The 21,630-nt window shown below is 43.1% G+C and carries 16 protein-coding genes, 1 tRNA gene, 1 pseudogene and 1 other annotated feature; of the genes and pseudogenes, 7 read left to right on the plus strand and 11 right to left on the minus strand.

Going from position 1 to position 21,630, the window contains the following annotated elements; genetic code table 11:
* Positions 1–381 precede the first annotated feature (381 nt).
* Positions 382–1,731 (minus strand): sodium-dependent transporter, encoded by a 1,350-nt coding sequence (locus MBEAL2_RS18905; protein ID WP_047153829.1) that lies wholly within the window; start codon positions 1,729–1,731, stop codon positions 382–384.
* Positions 1,732–2,226: 495 nt separating this feature from the next.
* On the opposite strand from MBEAL2_RS18905, the gene MBEAL2_RS18910 reads away from it, so the two are divergent.
* Complete coding sequence (locus MBEAL2_RS18910) at positions 2,227–2,655, plus strand: SRPBCC family protein (RefSeq protein WP_047153830.1); 429 nt, start codon at positions 2,227–2,229, stop codon at positions 2,653–2,655.
* A gap of 272 nt (positions 2,656–2,927) precedes the next feature.
* Here MBEAL2_RS18910 and MBEAL2_RS18915 read toward each other — a convergent pair whose 3' ends face one another.
* Entirely contained in the window at positions 2,928–3,452 is a 525-nt protein-coding gene (locus MBEAL2_RS18915) for an SDR family NAD(P)-dependent oxidoreductase (protein ID WP_052947831.1), read from the minus strand.
* A 595-nt stretch (positions 3,453–4,047) separates the two neighbouring features.
* Between MBEAL2_RS18915 and MBEAL2_RS18920 the strand changes: the two genes are divergently transcribed.
* Positions 4,048–5,076 (plus strand): stalk domain-containing protein, encoded by a 1,029-nt coding sequence (locus MBEAL2_RS18920; RefSeq protein ID WP_236692939.1) that lies wholly within the window; start codon positions 4,048–4,050, stop codon positions 5,074–5,076.
* A 354-nt stretch (positions 5,077–5,430) separates the two neighbouring features.
* Here MBEAL2_RS18920 and MBEAL2_RS30405 read toward each other — a convergent pair whose 3' ends face one another.
* Complete coding sequence (locus MBEAL2_RS30405) at positions 5,431–5,628, minus strand: group II intron maturase-specific domain-containing protein (protein ID WP_369405510.1); 198 nt, start codon at positions 5,626–5,628, stop codon at positions 5,431–5,433.
* 340 nt (positions 5,629–5,968) lie between these two features.
* Here MBEAL2_RS30405 and MBEAL2_RS18925 point away from each other — a divergent pair, with 340 nt between their 5' ends.
* Complete coding sequence (locus MBEAL2_RS18925; protein WP_236692937.1) at positions 5,969–6,598, plus strand: tyrosine-type recombinase/integrase; 630 nt, start codon at positions 5,969–5,971, stop codon at positions 6,596–6,598.
* 191 nt (positions 6,599–6,789) lie between these two features.
* Here MBEAL2_RS18925 and MBEAL2_RS18930 read toward each other — a convergent pair whose 3' ends face one another.
* Both MBEAL2_RS18930 and MBEAL2_RS18935 read right to left on the minus strand, forming a co-directional pair.
* A complete protein-coding gene (locus tag MBEAL2_RS18930) occupies positions 6,790–7,992 on the minus strand; it encodes a macrolide family glycosyltransferase (protein ID WP_047153832.1) in 1,203 nt (400 codons plus the stop codon).
* A gap of 470 nt (positions 7,993–8,462) precedes the next feature.
* Positions 8,463–9,236 carry a PhzF family phenazine biosynthesis protein gene (locus MBEAL2_RS18935; protein WP_152667848.1) on the minus strand — a complete coding sequence of 258 codons (774 nt, stop codon included), beginning with the start codon at positions 9,234–9,236 and terminating at the stop codon, positions 8,463–8,465.
* A 332-nt stretch (positions 9,237–9,568) separates the two neighbouring features.
* On the opposite strand from MBEAL2_RS18935, the gene MBEAL2_RS34025 reads away from it, so the two are divergent.
* Positions 9,569–9,712, plus strand: a complete 144-nt coding sequence (locus MBEAL2_RS34025) for a tyrosine-type recombinase/integrase (RefSeq protein WP_369405511.1) — start codon at positions 9,569–9,571, stop codon at positions 9,710–9,712.
* Positions 9,713–9,997: 285 nt separating this feature from the next.
* Here MBEAL2_RS34025 and MBEAL2_RS18940 read toward each other — a convergent pair.
* Positions 9,998–10,073: transfer RNA gene (locus MBEAL2_RS18940), tRNA-Arg, on the minus strand.
* Between the two features lie 239 nt (positions 10,074–10,312).
* Between MBEAL2_RS18940 and MBEAL2_RS18945 the strand changes: the two genes are divergently transcribed.
* Positions 10,313–12,277 carry a PhoX family protein gene (locus MBEAL2_RS18945; RefSeq protein ID WP_047153834.1) on the plus strand — a complete coding sequence of 655 codons (1,965 nt, stop codon included), beginning with the start codon at positions 10,313–10,315 and terminating at the stop codon, positions 12,275–12,277.
* 217 nt (positions 12,278–12,494) lie between these two features.
* Positions 12,495–14,024: a hypothetical protein gene (locus MBEAL2_RS18950; protein WP_052947832.1), complete on the plus strand. Its 1,530-nt coding sequence runs from the start codon at positions 12,495–12,497 to the stop codon at positions 14,022–14,024.
* Positions 14,025–14,072: 48 nt separating this feature from the next.
* On the opposite strand, the pseudogene serS reads toward MBEAL2_RS18950, so the two are convergent.
* The 5 genes and pseudogenes from serS to guaB all read right to left on the minus strand — a co-directional run bounded on the left by serS (position 14,073) and on the right by guaB (position 20,260).
* Positions 14,073–15,357 (minus strand): annotated as a pseudogene (gene serS / locus MBEAL2_RS18955) (serine--tRNA ligase).
* A gap of 49 nt (positions 15,358–15,406) precedes the next feature.
* Positions 15,407–15,619 (minus strand) — a binding site (T-box leader).
* Between the two features lie 124 nt (positions 15,620–15,743).
* Positions 15,744–16,331, minus strand: coding sequence for a pyridoxal 5'-phosphate synthase glutaminase subunit PdxT (gene pdxT / locus MBEAL2_RS18960; protein WP_047153835.1), 588 nt, complete (start codon positions 16,329–16,331; stop codon positions 15,744–15,746).
* A gap of 6 nt (positions 16,332–16,337) precedes the next feature.
* Positions 16,338–17,222 (minus strand): pyridoxal 5'-phosphate synthase lyase subunit PdxS, encoded by an 885-nt coding sequence (gene pdxS / locus MBEAL2_RS18965; protein ID WP_047153836.1) that lies wholly within the window; start codon positions 17,220–17,222, stop codon positions 16,338–16,340.
* 136 nt (positions 17,223–17,358) lie between these two features.
* A complete protein-coding gene (locus tag MBEAL2_RS18970; protein ID WP_052947833.1) occupies positions 17,359–18,684 on the minus strand; it encodes a D-alanyl-D-alanine carboxypeptidase family protein in 1,326 nt (441 codons plus the stop codon).
* Between the two features lie 109 nt (positions 18,685–18,793).
* Positions 18,794–20,260, minus strand: a complete 1,467-nt coding sequence (gene guaB / locus MBEAL2_RS18975; RefSeq protein ID WP_047153837.1) for an IMP dehydrogenase — start codon at positions 20,258–20,260, stop codon at positions 18,794–18,796.
* A 191-nt stretch (positions 20,261–20,451) separates the two neighbouring features.
* Here guaB and MBEAL2_RS18980 point away from each other — a divergent pair, with 191 nt between their 5' ends.
* Entirely contained in the window at positions 20,452–21,516 is a 1,065-nt protein-coding gene (locus MBEAL2_RS18980) for a YaaC family protein (protein WP_047153838.1), read from the plus strand.
* Positions 21,517–21,630 lie beyond the last annotated feature (114 nt).

The raw sequence follows: 21,630 nt of genomic DNA on the forward strand, positions 1-21,630 counted from the left end.
TTTCATTGTCTTTACGGCCATAGATAAGGGTGGCCACCTCTTTTTACTAAAATTAACTAGATGATTTCGAAACCTCTTCCGTTCTATTGCGTATCTAGGTGCCCCAAAGATACTTCACACTCATTTGTTCCTCGAAGGGTAATCAGCTCGTCACTGGTTACTCTTTTTCATTTTTGAATGGATTTTAGAGATAAGGGGTTTTTACATAAAAGAAAGCCGTTTCTCCATAGGAGTTCAATAAAAGTAGGTCTTAGAAAATGTTTCTACTTCATCGATTTTGATTCGATTTTCCAAATAATAGAGAAATAAAAAATACAGCCAGCATTTTTTCTGACTGTATTTTTGTAGCAATATTAATAGCTCGTCTACTTTACGAATATCCTAAATTTTAAGCAAACCTGACGTGTGCAGTAGCACTAAAACAACCAGGATAGGCGCTACATAACGCAGCATAAACAACCATACACGGAACCAACCTGCCTTCAGGCCAGCCGCATCCGCTGCTGTTTTCCAAAAATACCCTGCAAAAATAGTCGTAATCAAACCACCAAGCGGTAGCAGAATATTAGAAGCAATGAAATCCATCCAGTCAAAAAAGGCTTTTCCGCCGAACGTTAATCCTGGTATCATACCCAGGGACAATGTAGAGGGAAGACCCAATATAAAGCAGAGAAATGAAAGGATGAGGACGGACTTAAACCGGCTCCAGCCCCAGCGCTCCATCGTATACGATATTGGCACTTCCAAAAGCGACACAGCCGATGTTAACGCAGCGATGGCGAGCAATACAAAAAATAAACCACCAAATAATGTACCAAAAGGCATAGCAGAAAAGGCTGCCGGTAATGCGATAAATACGAGTGAGGGGCCTTGAGCGGGGTCTATTCCGAAAGAAAATGTGGTTGGAAAGATAATAAGACCTGCGATTAGAGCATAAATCAAATCTCCTGCCCCGATGGCCAGTGTAGCTGACCCCAATGACTGCCGCTTATCTACATAAGCACCATATGTGATTAATATGCCCATACCAAGGGAAAGCGAAAAGAAGGCATGTCCCAATGCAACCAGTGCGGACTCTGCGGTCAGCTTGGTGAAATCAGGATTAAGAAAGAAGGATACGCCTGCACCCGCACCCGGCAGTGTTATTGCCCGAACCATTAATACGATTAACAAAACAACAAGGCCAGGAATTAAAATTTTATTGAATTTCTCAATGCCTCCGGAAATGCCGCGGGCAACAATCCATCCCGTAATAACGACAGCAACAATCTGCCACAGGATTGGCATATATCCAGCGGTGAATCCTGTAAATTGTCCGGAAAAGTCAGCGTTACTAAACAGCTTGCCACTGAATGCTAATACAGCATAATGTAACGTCCATCCCGCCACAATCACGTAGAAGGACAAAATCATAAAGGGCGCAATAACCTGCAGCAAGCCTAACCGGCCCCACACCTGATGCCCTCCTGCTTTAATGAAAGAAGTTGCTGCGCTTCCCCGTCCGGCACGGCCGATAGCAAGTTCAGCCATAAGTACAGGCAAGCCTATCGCAATCAAGCAGACAATAAACAGCAGAAAAAACGCTGCCCCGCCATATTGACCCGTAATGTATGGAAACTTCCACATATTCCCGAGACCGACAGCACTCCCAATCGCCGATAGTATAAAACCGGAAGAAGAAAATCGCTCACTCTTTCCGTACGTATGACCTTTCTCTTGATGTAAATTCATGATAGCCTCCAAACTTAATTATAATGCGAATAACACAAGTCGCCTTCAAGTGTAATTCAATAGACATTCTACATTGTAAAACAAAATAAAACAAAAAACGACTAATAATTCGATTATTCGACAATCTTTTACAAAAAACAAGACGCAAGTATTGCAAAAAATAAAAAAATGTTATTCCTTGTTATTACGCTATCGATTCCCTTCCACCCATGCAGCTGAGCTGCACCACAGAGAATGAAAATTGAGGTTCAGTGACGATACTGGTACTATGGCTGGCGAAGAAGGTCGATGAACTATGGTGCCTTAGAGCCCAATCGTTAGTCTGACTGCAACGACCACGGTGCATCACAGACTGTCGCACCCTATATAGGTAGCACTCATGGGAGTGCAGTAAATGAAATACGACTGCCGAAAAAGCCGTATTATACTATCGTTTCCTGTTAATTAAGTGGTATAATTATCCATAAATCTAAATAAAGTGAGGCGGTAATAATAATGGAAACAGGTAATAAAGTAACAATATCGGTAGAAACGACAGTTCATGCACCAGTTGAAAAAGTGTGGGAATATTGGACAGAACCACAGCATATTACGAAATGGAGTTTTGCTTCTGATGACTGGCATGCACCTAATGCCGAAAATGACTTAAGGATTGGCGGAGAATTTCTTACAAGAATGGAAGCAAAGGATGGAAGCTTTGGATTTGATTTTGGTGGAGTTTATGATGAAATTAGAATAAACGAACTTATTTCTTACACTCTTGGAGATGGAAGAAAAGTTACGGTCACTTTTATTAGTCAAGAAAACCACACTAAGGTAATTGAAGCTTTTGAAGCGGAAGGAACCCATTCCGTTGAGCAACAAAAAGCAGGCTGGCAGGCGTTTCTAGACAATTTTAAAAAATATAGTGAAATTTCTAAATAATATTAGCATAAAAAACCCTTCGTTGATTTTACCGTTTTTTCTTATTCAACTATCGGGCAGAATAGCTTAACAATAATTGCGATTCGGCAACAAACAACATACGTCAATAAATGTTTATCGACATCCTGGTACAATATGTAGTAGGTAAAGCAAAAAGGAGCAGCTTGCCAGAGGCAACTGTCCTTTTTATAAAACTAAGTGAATAGCAGTAATACACTCCTTCTAACAACTAATTTATGAATTGAATTCCATGTATAGTGACTGCACGTCTTTTAGTACCTTTCGTCCATACTCAGAAAAATGTAATTCCTTTGCTTTACTTTTAACCAAAAAATCTCCTGTGTCCATAGAGACAAAGCGAGTTTCGAGCTCGCGTAAGGGCCTACTAATTTTTTGAAAGTGGTCGGGCGCTCCAACGTGTCCGGATTGAAATTCTTAATAACATTTGCCGCTTTCGAAGAGGTATTAACCACCATCTTCATGCTACCCTCGAGTATAAGCGGCTTCAACTCCATTAAAATTATATAAGGGACAACCGTCATTAGTTCATAATGCATTTCACGACCTTGCTTGGACGTAATTAGTTCGGGCAGGCTATTGCCAGCATTATTAAATAACACGTCGATCTTCTCTTCTTTTCCCTTAATTTGTTTTAGGCTTGTCTTTAAACTCGCATAGTCAGTAAGATCTGCTTTATATACTCTAAGTTTTCCTTTTGAAATACTCTTGGAAATCAGGGGTTCATCTGTAAAATCAGAACGAATTAAGGCGATAACATCAAATTCATCTGTAAGCAATTGCGGGTAAGTTCTAGACCAATGCCATTGTTGGCCCCCGTCACAAGTGCGACCCTCTGCTGTTTATTGTCATTCATTGAGATCCTCCTTATAATTTCTTAAATGAAGTGTATAACTTTGAGTCAACTCAAAGTCAACTCTCAATTGGAGGAATTGTTATGAGTAATACTACAGTAACGAATAAATATACGATAAAAGAAGCGTCTGAGCAAACGGGTTTACCAGAAGAAACGATTTGATATTATGAAAGAATTAATCTGCTGCCGCAAGCAAAACGGAGAGAGAATTCTCATCGTTATATTGAGATGACCGTGGTGGAGGAGACGTTAGAATTCTGCGTCTTGGGAGAGCCACCGGCGCTGCAGGCAGGAGATCAGAACATCCATCGGGCGCGGGCGTGGCGACGAAGGTAAAAATACCATAAATTGAACTGCAACCATTCCTGAATGTTTATCGTCTATAGAGGGTAACTAACGCTTAACCTCTAGATGGGCGATTGACTAACACGAGAAAGGGATGTTGTAAATTGAAAAAGAATAAAGGGAAAAGAGATCTGCTTGCGATTACACTTGCAGCTACTCTTTTGGTGGCCCCTGTGGCGCAATCATTACCTGCTGGGCATGCATCTGCGGCAACTGCCAGCTCAAAGTTTAAGATCACCGCAACACCGTTTAGCATAGAAGGATCTCGGACGAGCATTGCTACGATCAATAAGGATAACACAACGTACATCGCGTTGCGTAGCCTTAACAATTACTTAGGCCTTAGCACAAATTACGAGAAGGCGACCCAGGTGGTTAAGATTGAGGGCCGAGGCCGCGTGCTGCAGATCAACCTTCAGAATAACGCAATCACACTCAACGGACAGCTTATCTTATTCGGACCTAAGCCGATCGGTCAAGACAATACTACTTACTTGCCGCTTCGCTTCCTGTTAGAGCGGATGGGTTATGATGTTTCCTACGAGCAAGCCAGGAAGTTAATTGAAATTCATGCCATTCAAGAGAACAAGCTGAAGATTCAGTCGCAAGTAATCGGAGCGGATGGCGACGGCAAGTCATTACTTGTGTATTATCCGGTTATCTCGGGCTATGAGAATGTTGCGGTTCAGCAGAAAATAAATGCATTTCTGAAGGCGGAAGCCGACAGGAATGTTGCGGCTGGCTCGAAGCAAATGCAGCAGGCTGTGGCAGAAAACAACAAAATCCTGGCCGATAACCCGAAAGCCACGGTTCGACAGCCGAGCTTCGATGGCCATTACACGGTAACTTACAACGAAAAGGGGCGACTGAGCCTTTTCGTGGATTATTACATCTACACAGGGGGAGCGCATGGAGTTACTGCACGCGTACCTTACACTTTCGATCTAGCAACAGGTAATGTGCTTTCGTTGAAAGAGGTCGCAGATGGCAATGCGAATTACGTATCGATTATTAACAGTAAGATTAAAGCTCAGATTAAGAGTCGCAAAATGTTATTGCTTAACCCTTTCCAGACTATAGAGGCGGATCGCGATTATTTCCTTAACCGCACTGGGGTTGTTATTTACTTCACAAACTATGAGTACACTTCCTTTGCGGAAGGGATGCCTGAGTTTGTTATTCCGTATACGGACTTCCGATAATAGGCTCTTTATGAGTTTTGGCGATGCCAGGCATTTGGGTGAGACACTGACCTTGCCTTTGGTCAGTGTGTTTTTTTTAATATTGTGTGCAGTACTGCTGCTCAAAGAGAAAAGAAAAAGATTACCAAGAGCGCGCCATCACGTATATAAAATGGAGCAGAATCGAGTAGGAGGGGGCGGCTAACCCCCGACTCTCACACGACCGTACATGCGGGTCCGCATACGGCGGTTCTTAAAGGTTACCAAAGTTCCCAATACCGATTTAGCAAGCTCTTTAGCCCTCAATAGGAAGTGTTGAGGGCGTTATTCATATTTCGGGACATCTCCCAAGCACCACGCCGCGAGTTGCCCATTTTAAAGGCAGCCCATAAGGGTACAGCCCAGCGCATGGAATCGGGTTTTAACGCGTTTCCATTGCTTCCACAAACACATGCGGAGTCTTCTCCGAATCCACTTATCAAAGTTGTCGCAGTGTGCTTTAGCAGATGCAATGTGGAAGTAGCTGGCCTTAATGTAACGATTCATTTTCTTGACTCGGTTGTCCATCGACATGGATTTGGTTCGGGAAGTTAATTCCCTCACAATCCTAGCAACTTTCGATTCCAAGGTCTATCCACTCCGCTGACTCGAGATATCGATGTGGCTTTTACTTTTTAGGATGCTCTTGTAGGCAGATGATGATGAAGGCGCGATACAACTTCTTGTCTTTTATCGATATATGTTCTTGTCCTCCGACAATAAATGTTCGATGGTAATACCCATGATGGATTGTCATATCACATGTGTCAGCATCGAATTGAACTCTATCGGGAAACACTAGTTTAATTCAGTCAGATTAAAACCTTCCTTTAGAAGCAAACTAGAACTAATAGCTCTAATGGGAGGTTTTGTTATGATTTTAAGCGAGTTGTGGCGTTTATATGAAGCCGATAAACGAATCCAGGGGTTTAGTTCGAATACATTGAAGGCCTACGATTTGCAGCTTAAGATGCTGGTAACAGAACTTGGTGACTTGGATATTTCAGAGGTAACTCTAAATATGCTGAAGGAATACTTAGCCAAGCATTCCGATCGGTTGAAGCCAAGTAGCTTAGGACATCGAATTCGTTTTATTCGTTCCCTTTTCCGATTCGCCTATGAAGAAACGTATTTAACCTCCAATCCCTCTCTAAAATTACGTGAACCGAAAATGGATAAGCGTATTCCTAAGTTTTTGATGGAGGAAGATGTCATTCATTTAAAGATCTCTTGTCAGTCTCTAAGGGAAAGAGCTCTTCTAGAGTTTCTCTACAGCACAGGCTGCCGAATTGGTGAGGTGGAGAAGATAAACATCGAGGATCTGAACTGGGAGAACTGCTCTGCTATTGTGAATGGCAAGGGCTCAAAGCAGAGAGAGGTTTACTTCACGACCGAGCGAACGCCGGCGAGAACTTTATCGTCGGTTCTTTTAGCATTCTGTGTACTGTTGAGTAGCGGATTAAATACTGCCGTTACTGAACTAAAGGGCAGGATTGTAGAATAAGCTATCTTCAATTGTCCTTAAAGGTGGCTATGGATATACAGACATTTGTAAATTTTTTGCGGCACCTTTAAAGGTATCAAATAAGGAGTTATAGAGGTATCTGCAAACGTCTACCTTTAAAAATTTAAAAAGAAGTTGCCGTAACCATTAAGAAAAAGCCACCCATAATGGCGGCTGAGAAATTTTTATATTTAGACATCATATTGACTTTTAAATTCGAAAATCTCATCAACAGCTTGGTGATACCCACCCGATTTTTGAAAGGATTCTCTAATATTTGCAACAGCTTTACGGAAAGATGGGTGGTTTAACACATAATCTACGGCTTTACGTAGTTGATTTGCAGTCAAGCTTTGCATTTGTAATTTAATACCGGCTCCGATATTGGCAACTTGCCCGGCAATTATCGGCTGATCCGCGCTTTGCGGGATTACAATTAGCGGAACCCCGTAATAGAGACCTTCATTGGTACTGTTCATTCCACCATGGGTGATAAATAATTTAGTGTATTTCAGCACCTCAGTTTGTGGAACGTAATTTTTTACAATGAAGTTTTTAGGAATCTCCCCTAAATCTGATATTTGAGCTTTTTCCCCAATAGACATGACAACAGTATGATCAGTGTTCTCTAATGCCCTAAAACAAAGCTTATAGAAATCAATTGCTTGGTTAAAGACAGTACCCAGTGAAATGTAAATTGGGCTTTTTCCCTTGATTGCAGTAAGGTCGAAGTTTTCTTGAGTTAGTCGTGAAGCGATGGATGGACCTACAAATTTGTAAGTTTGGTCGAATGCTTCTCCAAAAGGTTGAAACTCCCTAGTTGTATAAACGATTGTAAGTGATGCAGGATTACAAAAAACTTCGTAAGGAGAATGGATCTCCACATCATATTTTTCCTTCACCATTACCGTCAGCCTTTGAAATTCATCATATATAGGTTTAACTATTTCTGTAGGAATTTTTATAGAAAGCTGTTCCAACATTTTATCGAACGATTCTTTTGTCTGCGCAAAAGAAGTGCAGGAGTTGATTGCGGGAAGCTTAAGGATTTGAGAAAGTAAACGTCCACAACCAAACATGGAATCATGGATGATGTAATCAAAATGCTCTCCTTTGATCTGTTCAAGAACGCTTGGTATGACGATATCTGCCGTAAGTAAAAGACCGTTGATTCTTTCGAGTAAATAATTTCTTCCACCTGAGATAAAGGCATTTATAAATTTTTGACCGTCAAGTGTTCGTACAGTAGCTCCTGTCTTCTCAATACGCTCTCGAAAAGCTTCTATCGTAAAGTACACTACCTCTTCTCCACGCGAAATAAGCTCTTGCACAACTCCGATAGTTGGATTGATATGCCCTTCTGATCCACCATTAATAAATAAAACACGTGCCATTTCTCCCACCCCTTAGGTGAATTGTTCTTTAAATTGTGTAAGAGTAAGGGTCACTGTCCCATACCATTGCTCAACTCAAATAATGGTATTAATTTTATCATAGTACAATACTTGAAAATCTAGGAAGTAAAAATAAAGAGGAAAAGGAAAACGAATACCAGAATACATCACTTAAAGTTGCTCCTCTCTTAGAAACAGCTTTTAGGGGAAATGGCTAATCATTATAGTCTATTTAACTTTCGGAAGGTTTTTTTATGCTGACAATATTAAAGTTTAGAGACTATACTCTAAGAAGTATAAAATAATGCCTTACCAGACTATAAACGGCGAACCGTATTCGCAAAATAAAACAGAGTATTGCATTAAACTGCCCGATCGTGCGGTAAATAAAACAAGGCTACTTCAGCAGCCTTGTTGAACAATCGATTCCCGTCGCTTAATAAGTTTTTTAATCTATTGAACGAATTTACCTAAACAGTTATATATCCTTCTAAATAAGCTACAGCTTCTCCAGACATTTTTACCGTTTCACCTAAATCAGTACAATATAGCTTTCCGCCTCTTTCTGATAATTGCAATGCGACAAATTCATTTTTATTCAATTTACTCTTCCAATATGGAACTAACGTACAATGAGCAGAACCAGTAACTGGGTCTTCATCTACTCCTGCCTTTGGTGCAAAGAATCTTGATACGAAATCTACTTCTTTTCCTTTAGCTGTTACTATTACACCAAAACCATCTAGTTTTTTCAGTTCATCCATATTTAATTCAAGACTCAAAATATCCTGCTCTGTATCAAATACTGCCATATAGTCTCTTGACTTATAGACCTCTATAGGTATTTTACCTAAACCTTTAATAAGTGCCTCTGGAGTATCGCATTTTTCTCCTTCTCTAGAAGGAAAAACTAACGTAAATAGACCGTCATCCTTAGATACTTCTAAAAGTCCACTTTTTGTATTAAACTTTATATTCTTTAAACTTTTATCTAAATAAGTACATATTACATAAGCAGATGCTAATGTTGCATGTCCACATAAGTCTATTTCCCCTTTTGGGGTGAACCATCTCAACTCATATCCATTGTCCTTTTTTACAAAAAAGGCTGTTTCAGATAAATTATTTTCTGCTGCAATCTTTTGCATTAAATCATCTTTTATCCATTTATTTAATGGACATACTGCCGCCGGATTCCCTTTAAATCCTTTCTCTAATTCTTCATTCGTTTCGGGCGCACAAATGGATAGACGGACGGCCTTTTCAGGAATACTATTCCCTACTGTAAATCGTTCGGCGGCATATACTTGAACACCATGCCCTTTATCAATCTATCTAGTTCAGTTGGTCATTTTACCGAATCATACAACTTTATTGATTGGTTGTATAACCGAATTAAATTTTAATGCATACAAACATTTGTTCTTGTTAATTAATTAACATTAGAATGTAAGGAAAGGAGAATAGTGATGACGGCAAAGAAATTCGCCACCGTAAAACAATTACAGCAACTAATAAAAGGGAGGCGGAAAAAGAATTAGCTAAATTTGTAGCTGAAGTTAATACAGGAAGCTATATCGAGCCCTCTAAAGTCACTTTAGCCGAGTTCAGTTCCAAATGGATGAAGCTTTATGCCCAAAAAGAGCTATCACCTACGACCCTCCAGGGATACGAAGGGATGCTGAATTTACGCATTCTTCCTGCGTTAAGACATAAATGACTGTAATAAAGCGTGCTGCTCATTCGGATGGATCAATGATTTTAAAAAGATACGGCCATGCTATCCCAGCTAAAGAAAGTGAAGCATCTGATAAAATTGGCAGTATCGTCTTCAAAAACAAGGAGGTAAAACAGCCTTATAATAAAGAAGGATAAGGTTTGATTAAGTTACGTAAGGAATTGCCCTGCCACGTCCGTACCCAATTCCGTACCCAAAAATTGAGTTTAGCCGGGAAATAAAAAAATCAAGGATTATGGAAGTCCTTGATTTACCTGGCTTTATGTATGGCGGCCCCGAGAGGAGTCGAACCTCCGACGCACGGTTTAGGAAACCGACGCTCTATCCGCTGAGCTACGGAGCCACAAATGCTACATACATCATTATAAACACTTTCACGCCTTTTTTCAAATCTCCGCTTCGCTTTTCGTCATACACTTTCTTCCACCACAACTTCCACCCTTAATTCCCACAAAAGCATTCATTAAACAAATCTAAACATTAGGTTTACAAAATATTAACATCCTTGTATTACTATTAATCTGTATTTATCATACCGACATAGTAGAAAAAACTTTATGAACGGGAAGAGGGATTAATTTAATGAAGAAGAAAAACTTCAGAAAAAAAGGCATCATCGTTTCTATTCTAAGCATGGCACTAGCAGTACCCGCTGTGGCCCCTGCACTTGCAGCTCCCCAGAAAGAAGTAACCGTAAAATCCGTTGAATTTGTTGGCATGAACGCACCGGCAACGGCTCAGGACATGGCACGTGCGTATACGACTGCCCAGGCAAAAGTAACATACAGCAACAATACAACAAAACTATTCCCACTTTCCTATAAAAAGCTGTTTAAAACAACCGACAAAATTAATGGAACACCGGCCGGGCTCGCCGTTGACGTCAACGGAAAACCGATTATGGATAACAGTGTGCCAGGAACCCCGGTTCCTTTTGTTTCCGATGCACCGGATTCCAACAGCTTACTGAAAGTCGATGGCGCACGTCCGACAGGAAAAGGGGGAAATCCTCTTTCTCTCATCACCCATTACGAATATATTACAAGCGATAATTCCGGTAAATCCGCATACGGGCTTGTTCCTGCTTCCATGAGCTTAAGCACGATTAATCAGGACAAGAAGACCGGAGATTTATCCGTAACCGATTTGAAAAAAGTCGATTATTCTGGCGTAGGTGGACTGTGGATTCCTTGTAATGGTTCGCTCTCTCCTTGGAATACTCATCTTAGCAGTGAAGAATACGAGCCGGATGCACGCGCTTTTGAAGCCGATCCATCACAAACGTATGTCTCCAGCTTTACCAAGAACTACTTCCAGGATGCAAACAAGCAGGGTAACCCGTATGCCTACGGTTTTATCCCTGAAGTGACTGTCAACCGTGATAATTCCACAAAAGTAGTGAAGCACTACTCCATGGGACGCTTCTCACACGAATTATCGAAAGTAATGCCGGATAAGAAAACAGTCTTCTTTGGGGATGACGGCGGCAATACCATGCTGTTTATGTATGTTGCAGACAAGCCTTCTGATTTATCTGCCGGTACTCTTTATGCTGCCAAGTGGGTGCAGACAAGCGACCAGAACGGAGGAGCAGCAAACCTCCAATGGATTAAACTTGGCCATGGAGTGGACAAGGAAATAAAATCATACATTGATAAAGGTATCAAATTTAGCGATATTTTCGAAACTGCCGATAAAGAAACTCCAGGGTTCACTAAAATCAAGACTTATGCAAACTCGAAAGTGGAATGGTTAAAAGTAAAGCCAGGCATGGAGAAAGCCGCTGCTTTCCTTGAATCCCGCCGCTACGGTGCGATCATCGGGGCAACTTCTGAGTTTAACAAGATGGAAGGCGTTACACTTAACGCAAAAGACAACAAAGTGTACATCGCCATGTCCTATATGGAAAAAGGAATGGAGAAAGATGCAAAGGGAGAAGCACAGGACGATATCCAGCTTCCTAAAATCACTTCCGGTGTAACATACGAATTATCGCTGCAGCCTGGGCAAAAGGATAAGAACAACGCCGCTATTAACAGCAATTATGTTGCTTCTACAATGAAAAGCCTTGTAGTTGGACAAGATTTAGCTACTCCAGATGCAAAAGGAAACACAGCTGCCGTGGATAAGGTTGCTAACCCGGACAACCTGTCATTCTCTGAAGAAACAAGAACACTCTTCATCGGGGAAGACAGCGGAATGCATACAAATAACTACCTGTGGGCTTATAACGTAGACACGAAGAAGTTATCGCGCATTCTTTCCCTTCCAGCAGGCGCTGAATCAACCGGACTTCAAGCAGTTAATAATTTGAACGGCTTTAGCTACGTGATGAGCAACCTGCAGCATCCAGGTGATGAACTGGCAGCTAAGAAAATGCCGGATGACTTAAAAGCAGAAATCGAGAAATATATTAATCAGAATTTCGATAACAAGCGCTCAGGAATGGTTGGTTATCTAAGCGGGCTTCCTTCTTTCGCGAAAGCGTCTAATAACCAACAGCAAGGCCAGCACGGTCAACAGGGCCAGCATGGTCAAAGAAAATAGTGTAACAGAAAGAGCATAAAAATCGAAAATAAACGAAAAGAGGCCAATCATTGGATTGCGCCTCTTTTTTATGGGCGGGAACCCAGGAAAAGGTTAGCGCTGTTCATTAATAAAAATCCCGTTATATTGCATCATAAGTATGATCTTAATAATTAACTCGCATGGTAAAATAAGGACATGCTTTATGTACATTGCGAGATGGAAGGAAGAACATCACATGAAGAAAATACTGACACTGGGACTTATTTTTTTGTTTTTACTGGGCAACCCGTCCATTCTGCTGGCAGAAGAAACTCCCAAGCCTGAACCAGCCTCTCCAGTCGAAACAGGCCCTTCGCCTGAGCCAATTGTTCCGGCAGAAACAAACCCTCCGTCTGGGCCAGCCTCTCCGGCGGAAGCATCCCCTCCCCCTAAGGTAACCACTCCGATAGAAAGCACCCGAACAGACCCGGTAGCCAATGGAAAAATGGATACAAAATCAACCTACCTGGCCAATGGGGATATATACTGGATGAAACGAATCCACTTTAATAAGAAACTCAAAGCATCTTATAAAATGTCATTTGTGATTCCTGGAAAAAGTGGAACGTTTAAGTATGTGGAAGACATAAAAGGGGTCAAAAAGTGGCGAACAGTTCCTCTCACCGGAACGCTCCCTAAATATGTCGGATTTATATCAACCGATCAATACCATATGATCGTTAGCCATCCAACAACATACATAACCGGCAAGCAGAATACAATTACGCAGTCCTCCAGTTCTACCCCTATTACAGTCACAGCAAACAAAAATGGCGGCTACACGCTTGTCATTGAGTTCGCCCAGACTCCGGGTACATGGAATGAAATCTGGGGGCTTGAATCCACGGAACCGTTAATTGACTGGGAAAAACCGCCCATGGAAGCCGTTTGGCTTTATTATGATCTCGACATCGAAAGAAAATGGTCATGGGATGGCTTTTATGTGAAAACTCCTGCTTCATATAGCCCCACAGGTAAAAACATGTTTTGGCGAATCCCGGCAAATGCGGTTGCCCTGTCTTTTGTCCGGACCGGGGGAAGCCGCGCTGCCGAGGATTTAGGCTGGATTATGCTTCGTGTGTCTATTGCCCATCAGAATAAAGACGGGTACTGGGAGACCGGCCCACGTTCCCAGTGGCTCTGGAAAGATTATGGCGTGAAAGAAGGCTTTTTCGATACCCGATTCAATACGGACATGGGACTTGCCATGCTGTATGGCTATCGCATGTACGAGGAAGAAGAATTTATCCGTTCCGCTGAGCGTTATGCTAATTGGCTTATCAAACATGCGCAGAAGGAGCACTGGACCGTGCAGAAGGAAGGACAGGAAGGATGGCTTGTTGCCGACTATGGCCAGCAGGCGCCGCACAAACGCGTACACGCGTCCCTGAACCATCAGCTGGCAGAGCTTAACTACCTGTACGAAATGTTCATGGAAACCCAGCAGGAAGCGTACCGGGTATACGCGGACAAGCTGCTGTACGGAATTAAGAACACCGCGTCTCTCTGGATTAAACCGGACGGCGACCTTCATTATGCCTATGAAAATGGCAAAGGGATAAAGCCGGATTATCCGTACCTGACATACAATGATTTATGGGAAACACAACGAATTTTAAAAACGCTGAACGGAGAAGTCGATCCTGATCTTACAAAGCTGATGGAAAGCAAAAAGAAATTTATGGATAAACACAAAATCAAGGGATACAATCCCCGTCCATTGTAAAATACAGCAAAAAGGGCTCAACCGGATGGTCGAGCCCTTTTTCTTTATTTATGCCTTCTTTTCTATTCTCTCCAAACCGCCCATATACGGACGAAGCGCTTCCGGAATCAGCACACTTCCGTCCTCCTGCTGGTAATTCTCAAGAATCGCAGCCATCGTACGCCCGATGGCAAGGCCGGAACCGTTCAGTGTATGCACGAACTCCGGCTTTGCTTTTGCATCCCGGCGGAAACGGATACCTGCACGGCGCGCCTGGAAATCCTCAAAGTTACTGCAGCTTGAAATCTCGCGGTACGTCTCATAGCTTGGAATCCATACCTCAATGTCGTATTTTTTTGCCGCAGTAAATCCCAAATCGCCCGTACACATGCTTAGCACACGGTACGGCAGGCCAAGCAGCTGCAGCACCCTCTCAGCATTACCCACCAGGCTTTCCAGCTCCTCATAGGATACTTCAGGAGTTACGAACTTCACAAGCTCCACTTTGTTAAACTGGTGCTGGCGAATCAATCCGCGTGTATCACGGCCCGCTGAACCCGCCTCCGAACGGAAGCACGCACTGTATGCCGCATAGCGAATCGGCAGCTCGCTGCCTGAGATGATTTCATCCCGGTGATAATTCGTGACAGGCACCTCGGCGGTCGGAATTAAATAATAATCCGTATCAACAAGCTTAAAAGCGTCCTCCTCGAACTTGGGAAGCTGGCCTGTGCCAATCATGCTCTCCTTATTTACGATATAAGGAGGCAGGATTTCTTCGTACCCATGCTGCGTTGTATGTACGTCAAGCATGTAGTTAATGAGGGCCCGCTCCAATCTCGCTCCGATTCCTTTATAAAACACAAAACGGCTTCCCGTTACCTTGGCCGCTCCTTCAAAGTCAAGAATGCCGAGCTCGGTCGCGATTTCCCAGTGCGGCTTCGGCCCAAATGCAAAGGAGGTAGGCTCTCCCCAGTGACGGATCGGAACATTCTCATCTTCCGTCAGGCCAATCGGAACGCTTTCGTGCGGGATGTTTGGAATGGAGAGCATGATCTGTGAGATTTCTTCTTCCAGCACGCGGATCTCTTCATCATACTCTTTAATTTGATTGGAAACATCCTTCATTTCCGCAATGAGCTCATCGGCGTTTTTGTTTTTCTTTTTTCAAACGGGCTATTTGTTCGGAAACTGTATTTCTTTTATTTTTTAATTGCTCACTTTCCGCTAAAAGCGAGCGGCGCTTTACGTCAAGGTCAGCAAATTTATCGATTTCATTCAATTTCTCTCCGCGCGATTCCAGCGCTTTTTTTACAGCGTCAAAATCCGCGCGCAGCCGTTTTACATCCAACATATTTTTTCCTCCTGATTTCTGACTTCAAAATAAAAAATCCCCTCCCCAAATAAGGGACGAGATTACCCGTGTTGCCACCCTAGTTCAGCATAGCAGAAAAAAGCTCTGTTATGCCCTCACTACATAATAACGGATGCCCCGGACCGGTTCTTCACCGGCGGCTCAAAGATGGATTTCAGCAATCTGTTTGATCGGTTTGCACCGGCCACCGACTCTCTGTACAAACAAAGATTTGCCTACTTCTTCTCGTCAACGCCTTTGCTTCTATTTGTCAATCATTTGCTTAATTTCTACTTTACTATATATGGAGATAAGATGCAAAAAGAAACATTATGTAAAAAGAGCGCCTCCCATAGTATAGGATGCGCTCCCTAAATGGAACACGTTTAACTAATCTTTTCTTTGCGGTATTGCTCGACAAGCTGGAGAAAGTACGAATGCATTCTGCCATCATCCGTAAGCTCCGGATGGAACGAAGCACAAAGCAAATGTTCCTGCTGTGCCGCCACAATTTCCCCCTTATAACGAGCAATAATATCCACATTATTTCCCACTTCAAGAATGAGGGGCGCACGGATAAATACCGCCTGGAAATCCTCTGCAACCCGGGGAATAGGGAGGCTTGTTTCAAAGCTTTCCCGCTGCCGTCCAAATGCGTTACGGGCTACTTTCATATTCATCAAGCCCAGATGCACCCAATCCTGGCCGTCAATTTCCCCGGCCAAGATAATGAGTCCCGCACATGTACCGAAAATCGGCTTTTTCTGCTCGGAAAACTCTTTCAGTGCATGATCGAATCCATACTTTTTCATTAGCTTGCCGATGGCGGTACTTTCGCCACCTGGCAGGACAAGTCCATCGATTTCTTCAAGCTGGGAAACTTTCTTCACGGCAATCGCTTCTGCTCCTGCCTTCTCAAGCAGGCGAATGTGTTCGGCAACAGCCCCCTGTAAAGCAAGAACACCGATTTTCATACTCGATTACCAGCCGCGAACGGCCATGCGCTCATTCTCCAGCAGGGAGGTTACATCGATACCTTTCATAGCCGTACCAAGGTTTTTAGAAAGTTCTCCAATTAATGCATAATCTTCGAAGTGGGTTGTCGCTTCCACGATGGCTCGGGCGAACTTCTCAGGATTGTCCGATTTGAAGATACCGGAACCTACAAAAACACCGTCAGAACCGAGGTACATCATAAGAGCCGCGTCTGCAGGTGTTGCTACGCCGCCCGCTGCAAAGTTAACAACCGGAAGCTTGCCTGTTTCATGCACCAGCTTTAATAAGTCATAAGAAGCCCCAATATTTTTAGCTTCAGCCATTAATTCATCAAGCGACATGCTTGCAACTTTACGGATTTGGCTTTGCATCATACGCTGATGGCGAACCGCTTCCACAATGTTGCCGGTTCCCGGTTCACCTTTTGTACGGATCATCGATGCGCCTTCTCCGATACGGCGAAGCGCTTCACCAAGGTCACGTGCTCCGCACACAAACGGAACGGTGAAATCATGTTTATTAATATGGAATACTTCATCTGCTGGCGTCAATACTTCTGACTCGTCAATATAGTCAACACCTAAAGACTCCAGTACTTTTGCTTCAACGAAATGACCGATACGCGCTTTCGCCATAACCGGGATAGAAACAGACGCCATTACTTCCTCTACAATTGTTGGGTCAGCCATACGGGCTACACCGCCTGCCGCGCGAATGTCCGCAGGAACCCGCTCTAACGCCATAACGGCTACCGCACCCGCAGCTTCAGCAACTTTCGCTTGCTCAGCATTTACGACGTCCATAATTACGCCGCCTTTTTGCATTTCTGCCATTCCGCGTTTTACACGTGATGTTCCTTGTTCTGCCATCTTTTAATCCCCCTACACCTTATAATTCTGAAATATAGCAACAATATAATCAATAAATTCAATTCTACATAAAACGCTGTAAAAATACAATGTCATCTACTGGTTTAACATAGTAACCCTATTTCATTGCTATTCTTTATGATACCCAGCCTTTTACTGTGTTACCGATTCCGCTGAACACGCTGCCGAAAAACTGTCCAATCGCGCGGAAAGTAAGGCGGAGCCATCCAGCTTCCTCTACATCTTCCTGTGCGACAAGAACGCCGCCTGCTTTCTTCTGATCCGAAGGCCTGAGGAATTCGTCCGTTTTTCCATTCGCTCCCGTTACTGTTACCGTACCGAGTGCCTGTCCTTTTTTAACGGGCGCTGTCGCTTCCTTTACTTCAGCCTTTAGCTTATACGTCTTTTCTTCGCCCGATTGCATCGGATAAAGTACTTCTTTCGATGTTACTACCGGAACCTCTTTACTGGTACCTCTTATTACTTTTGCCTTTTCCCCTCCCGGCACCACACTGTTGGCTGGAAGCAGTTGTTTCATGGAATACGTACTAAATGCGTAATCAAGCAATTTTTTCGTTTCAGAGAAACGCTTTAGTTCAGAATCCGCACCCATAACAACCGTGATAAAACGAATGCCATTCCGCTGGGCCGTTCCTGTAAAACAGAACTTAGCAGCATCTGTATGCCCTGTTTTCAATCCGTCAACACCCGGATAATAACTTACAAGACCCGGAAGCATCCAGTTCCAGTTGTCCATTTTTAACGCTTGAGGCGTTCCTTCACGAAACATTTTGCGCGGAGTGGACGTTGTTTGAAGGATTTCAGGGTGATTTGTAAGCAATTCCTTGGCGAGAATAGCGGCATCACGGGCCGACATAACATTATCCCCGGTTGCCGACGGAGGCGCAAACTGTTTTAAATCGGCAAGAGGGTACCCTGTTGCTGTCGCAAAGTGCGTTTGTTCCATCCCGAATTCTTTGGCCTTCTGGTTCATTAGTTTTACAAATTCTTCTTCTGTACCGGCAACCGTTTTAGCAAGCATGACCGTTGCATCGTTGGCTGAATAAATGGCCATCGCCTCGTACAATTGTCGTACTGTGTGCTGGTCTCCCTGCGCTAAAAGAACGGAGGAACCGTCATTTTTTCCAAGAAGCGCGCCATATTCATCGGTGACCACGGTTTGATCCCATTTTACTTTTCCCTTTTTAATGCTATCCAGCAAAAGGTACTCGGTCATCATTTTTGTCATGCTGGCTGGCGGAAAAGCCTGATTTTCATTGTATTTGTAAAGGATTTTTCCTGTCGTAGCTTCTACCAAAATCGCTGATTTCACATTTAAGCCAAGCATCGGGCCTGCCGCTTCTGCACTGCCCGGTTTTATTGTTAGTAAAGGTAATAAAAATAATACAAATACCATCGTTACTGTGAGAGACTTTCTTATCTTTGTAAACTGCACTGACACTTCTGCACCTCCATGTTTAATTAGCAACACTATTGATTCTACCACAGAAAAAAGAAAAAGACAGGATGGATATGCCCTGTCTTCTTAACTATTTTTGACAATAAAGAATTTACGAAATAGAATAGTTTGGCGCCTCTTTCGTAATGTGCACATCGTGCGGATGGCTTTCCTTAAGACCTGCATTCGTAATTCGAATAAACTGCGCTTTGTCATGCAGTTCTTTTATCGTTTCCGTTCCGCAGTACCCCATGCCGGCACGAAGGCCGCCGATTAACTGGTAAATGGTGTCAGCAAGTGGGCCTTTGTAAGGAACCCGTCCTTCAATTCCCTCAGGAACAAGCTTCTTATCGTCCTCTTTTTCCTGGAAGTAGCGGTCTTTACTTCCTTCCTTCATCGCACTAATAGAACCCATGCCGCGGTATACTTTGAAGCGGCGTCCCTGATAAATTTCAGATTCACCCGGGCTTTCTTCACAGCCTGCAAACAGGCTCCCAATCATGACGACAGAAGCACCCGCCCCAATTGCTTTTGCAATGTCTCCGGAATACTTAATTCCCCCGTCGGCAATAATCGGAACATTATATTCTCTCGCTACGGATGCACAATCGTAAATTGCTGTAATTTGGGGAACGCCAATTCCCGCCACAACGCGGGTTGTGCAAATGGAACCAGGTCCAATTCCAACCTTCACGGCAGAAGCACCCGCTTCAATCAGCTCACGGGTAGCCTCCCCGGTTGCTACATTGCCTGCCACAATCGTGAGATCCGGGTATTTCTCCCGAATTGCCCTTACCGTATCAATCACGCCTTTTGAATGTCCATGGGCTGTATCAATAACAAGGCAGTCAATACCGGCCCTAACAAGTGCTTCCGCCCGGTCGAATGTTTCGTTTGCCACACCGACCGCCGCACCGCATAATAGCCTTCCTTGTGCGTCTTTAGCAGCATTCGGAAACTGGATGGCCTTTTCGATATCTTTAATCGTGATGAGTCCTTTTAACTCATTGTTTTCATCCACTAAAGGAAGTTTTTCAATTTTATACTGCTGCAGCAGTTCTTCCGCCTGCTTAAGGGTTGTCCCTACAGGAGCTGTTACAAGGTTTTCCTTTGTCATTACATCCTCTATTTTCACAGAGTATTCATGCACAAAGCGTAAATCACGGTTTGTAATAATTCCGACAAGCCGCTTGTTCTTATCGACGATCGGCACGCCTGAAATGCGGTATTTAGCCATTAAATTCTCAGCTTCCGAAACAGGCTGTTCCGGATGAAGAGAGAATGGATTTGTAATTACCCCGCTTTCTGAACGCTTCACGCGGTCTACTTCCCCCGCCTGCTGTTCAATCGTCATATTCTTGTGGATGATTCCTATTCCACCCTGGCGAGCGATGGAAATGGCCAGCGCAGATTCCGTTACCGTATCCATTCCCGCACTGATAAGGGGAATATTTAGCTTTACGCTTTTGCTCAATTGTGTAGAGATATTCACATCACGCGGCAGTACTTCTGACTTTCCGGGAATTAACAAAACATCATCAAACGTTAAACCTTCCTTGCTAAATTTATTCTCCCACAAGGTAATACCTTCTTTCTTTAATAATTTATATAACGTGTTCATTATGTTATCGAAAGTTTAACAAAATCCTTATTTTACTGTCAAGGAATCAATCATATTGTTCGTCTTTTAAGGGAATAGTACGTAGAAATAGAATTTGGAAGCTGTATCTTTTAAATTTTTACGAATAATCCGATAGATAGGTGAGCTGCATGTATACTGCTGTACATACTATACTATGTGAAAATCCTTTGCAAAAAATGTGGGATAGCTTTCTTTATTTCGAAAGTGAGCCGACAACCAAGCAGTTTCTCCAAAAAGCATACGAGTCATACGGTTTTGAAAAACCTAATTTCTATGCTTTTCAAAATACGGCCAAATTTATTTATACGATTAGACAGGCACGGCAATATTACACAGCGGCGGCAGGTAGTGATATTCTTATCCGTCCCCTGCTTCTTTATTACGGCATGGTAAGCTTGCTAAAGGCTTACCTGCTGATGTGCGATCCTGAGTATCCTTCTAATACAAAGGTTCTCCAGCATGGATTGACAAGCAGAAAGGTAAAAAAATTGTATTATTCATTCACGGAGGATGAGGTAAAAGTACAAAAGGACGGGTTGCTTCCCCACGTTCACACCTTTTTGAATAAAGACAAGCTGCAGGAGAAATACAGGATGCAGGAGCTTCTTGCCATGGTTCCTGAATTGCGGCCGGCCTACAGGCGTTTGTATGGGCACTCGCCGCTCCTTTCTGTTTCTCTCTCACGTTACCGGGATTTCGAACAGCCCTTTACAATGTTTTATCTTCCTGAAAGCGTTTTGGATGATGTTCATTTAACTTATGATGCATTTGTTTATTATCTTAACCGCTACAATGAGGGGAAAGCTTATTTTTCCGGCTCCCAGGTAAAAGCACCTCCGGGTATTATCCGCCTGGAATGGCATCATCCGGACAGTCAACATGTAACGGAAAATGGGAATGGGTTTGAAAACAAGCTGTTTTTAATGGATTATAAAGGAGATTTTTTCTACCGAACAGGCAAAACAGAAAACGGATCAGAAAATTTACCTGAAATTATAAACCATTATATGGTTATGTATATTCTCGGTATGCTTTGCCGTTATGAAACGGAAAAATGGGGGGAAATTGTTTTTTCTTTCAGCTCCGAAGATATTTACATCATTCATGAGTTCCTGGCCGTATCTTCCCGTAAATTCCCCAATCTGGTGTATGATTTACTGCTGGGAGAGAGGCATGTTTTCTGGTCAAAGTAGGAAAAAAGGGAGTTCATTCCACTTGCCTTTCCCTTCCGCGAGGAAGGGGGACTGGCCTCCCTTTTTTCTGACACTTTTGACCTTACGTCTTTTTTTGTTTAACGAACCTTACGG

Source organism: Aneurinibacillus tyrosinisolvens (genome assembly GCF_001015055.1).
GTDB classification, from domain to species: Bacteria; Bacillota; Bacilli; order Aneurinibacillales; family Aneurinibacillaceae; genus Aneurinibacillus_A; species Aneurinibacillus_A tyrosinisolvens.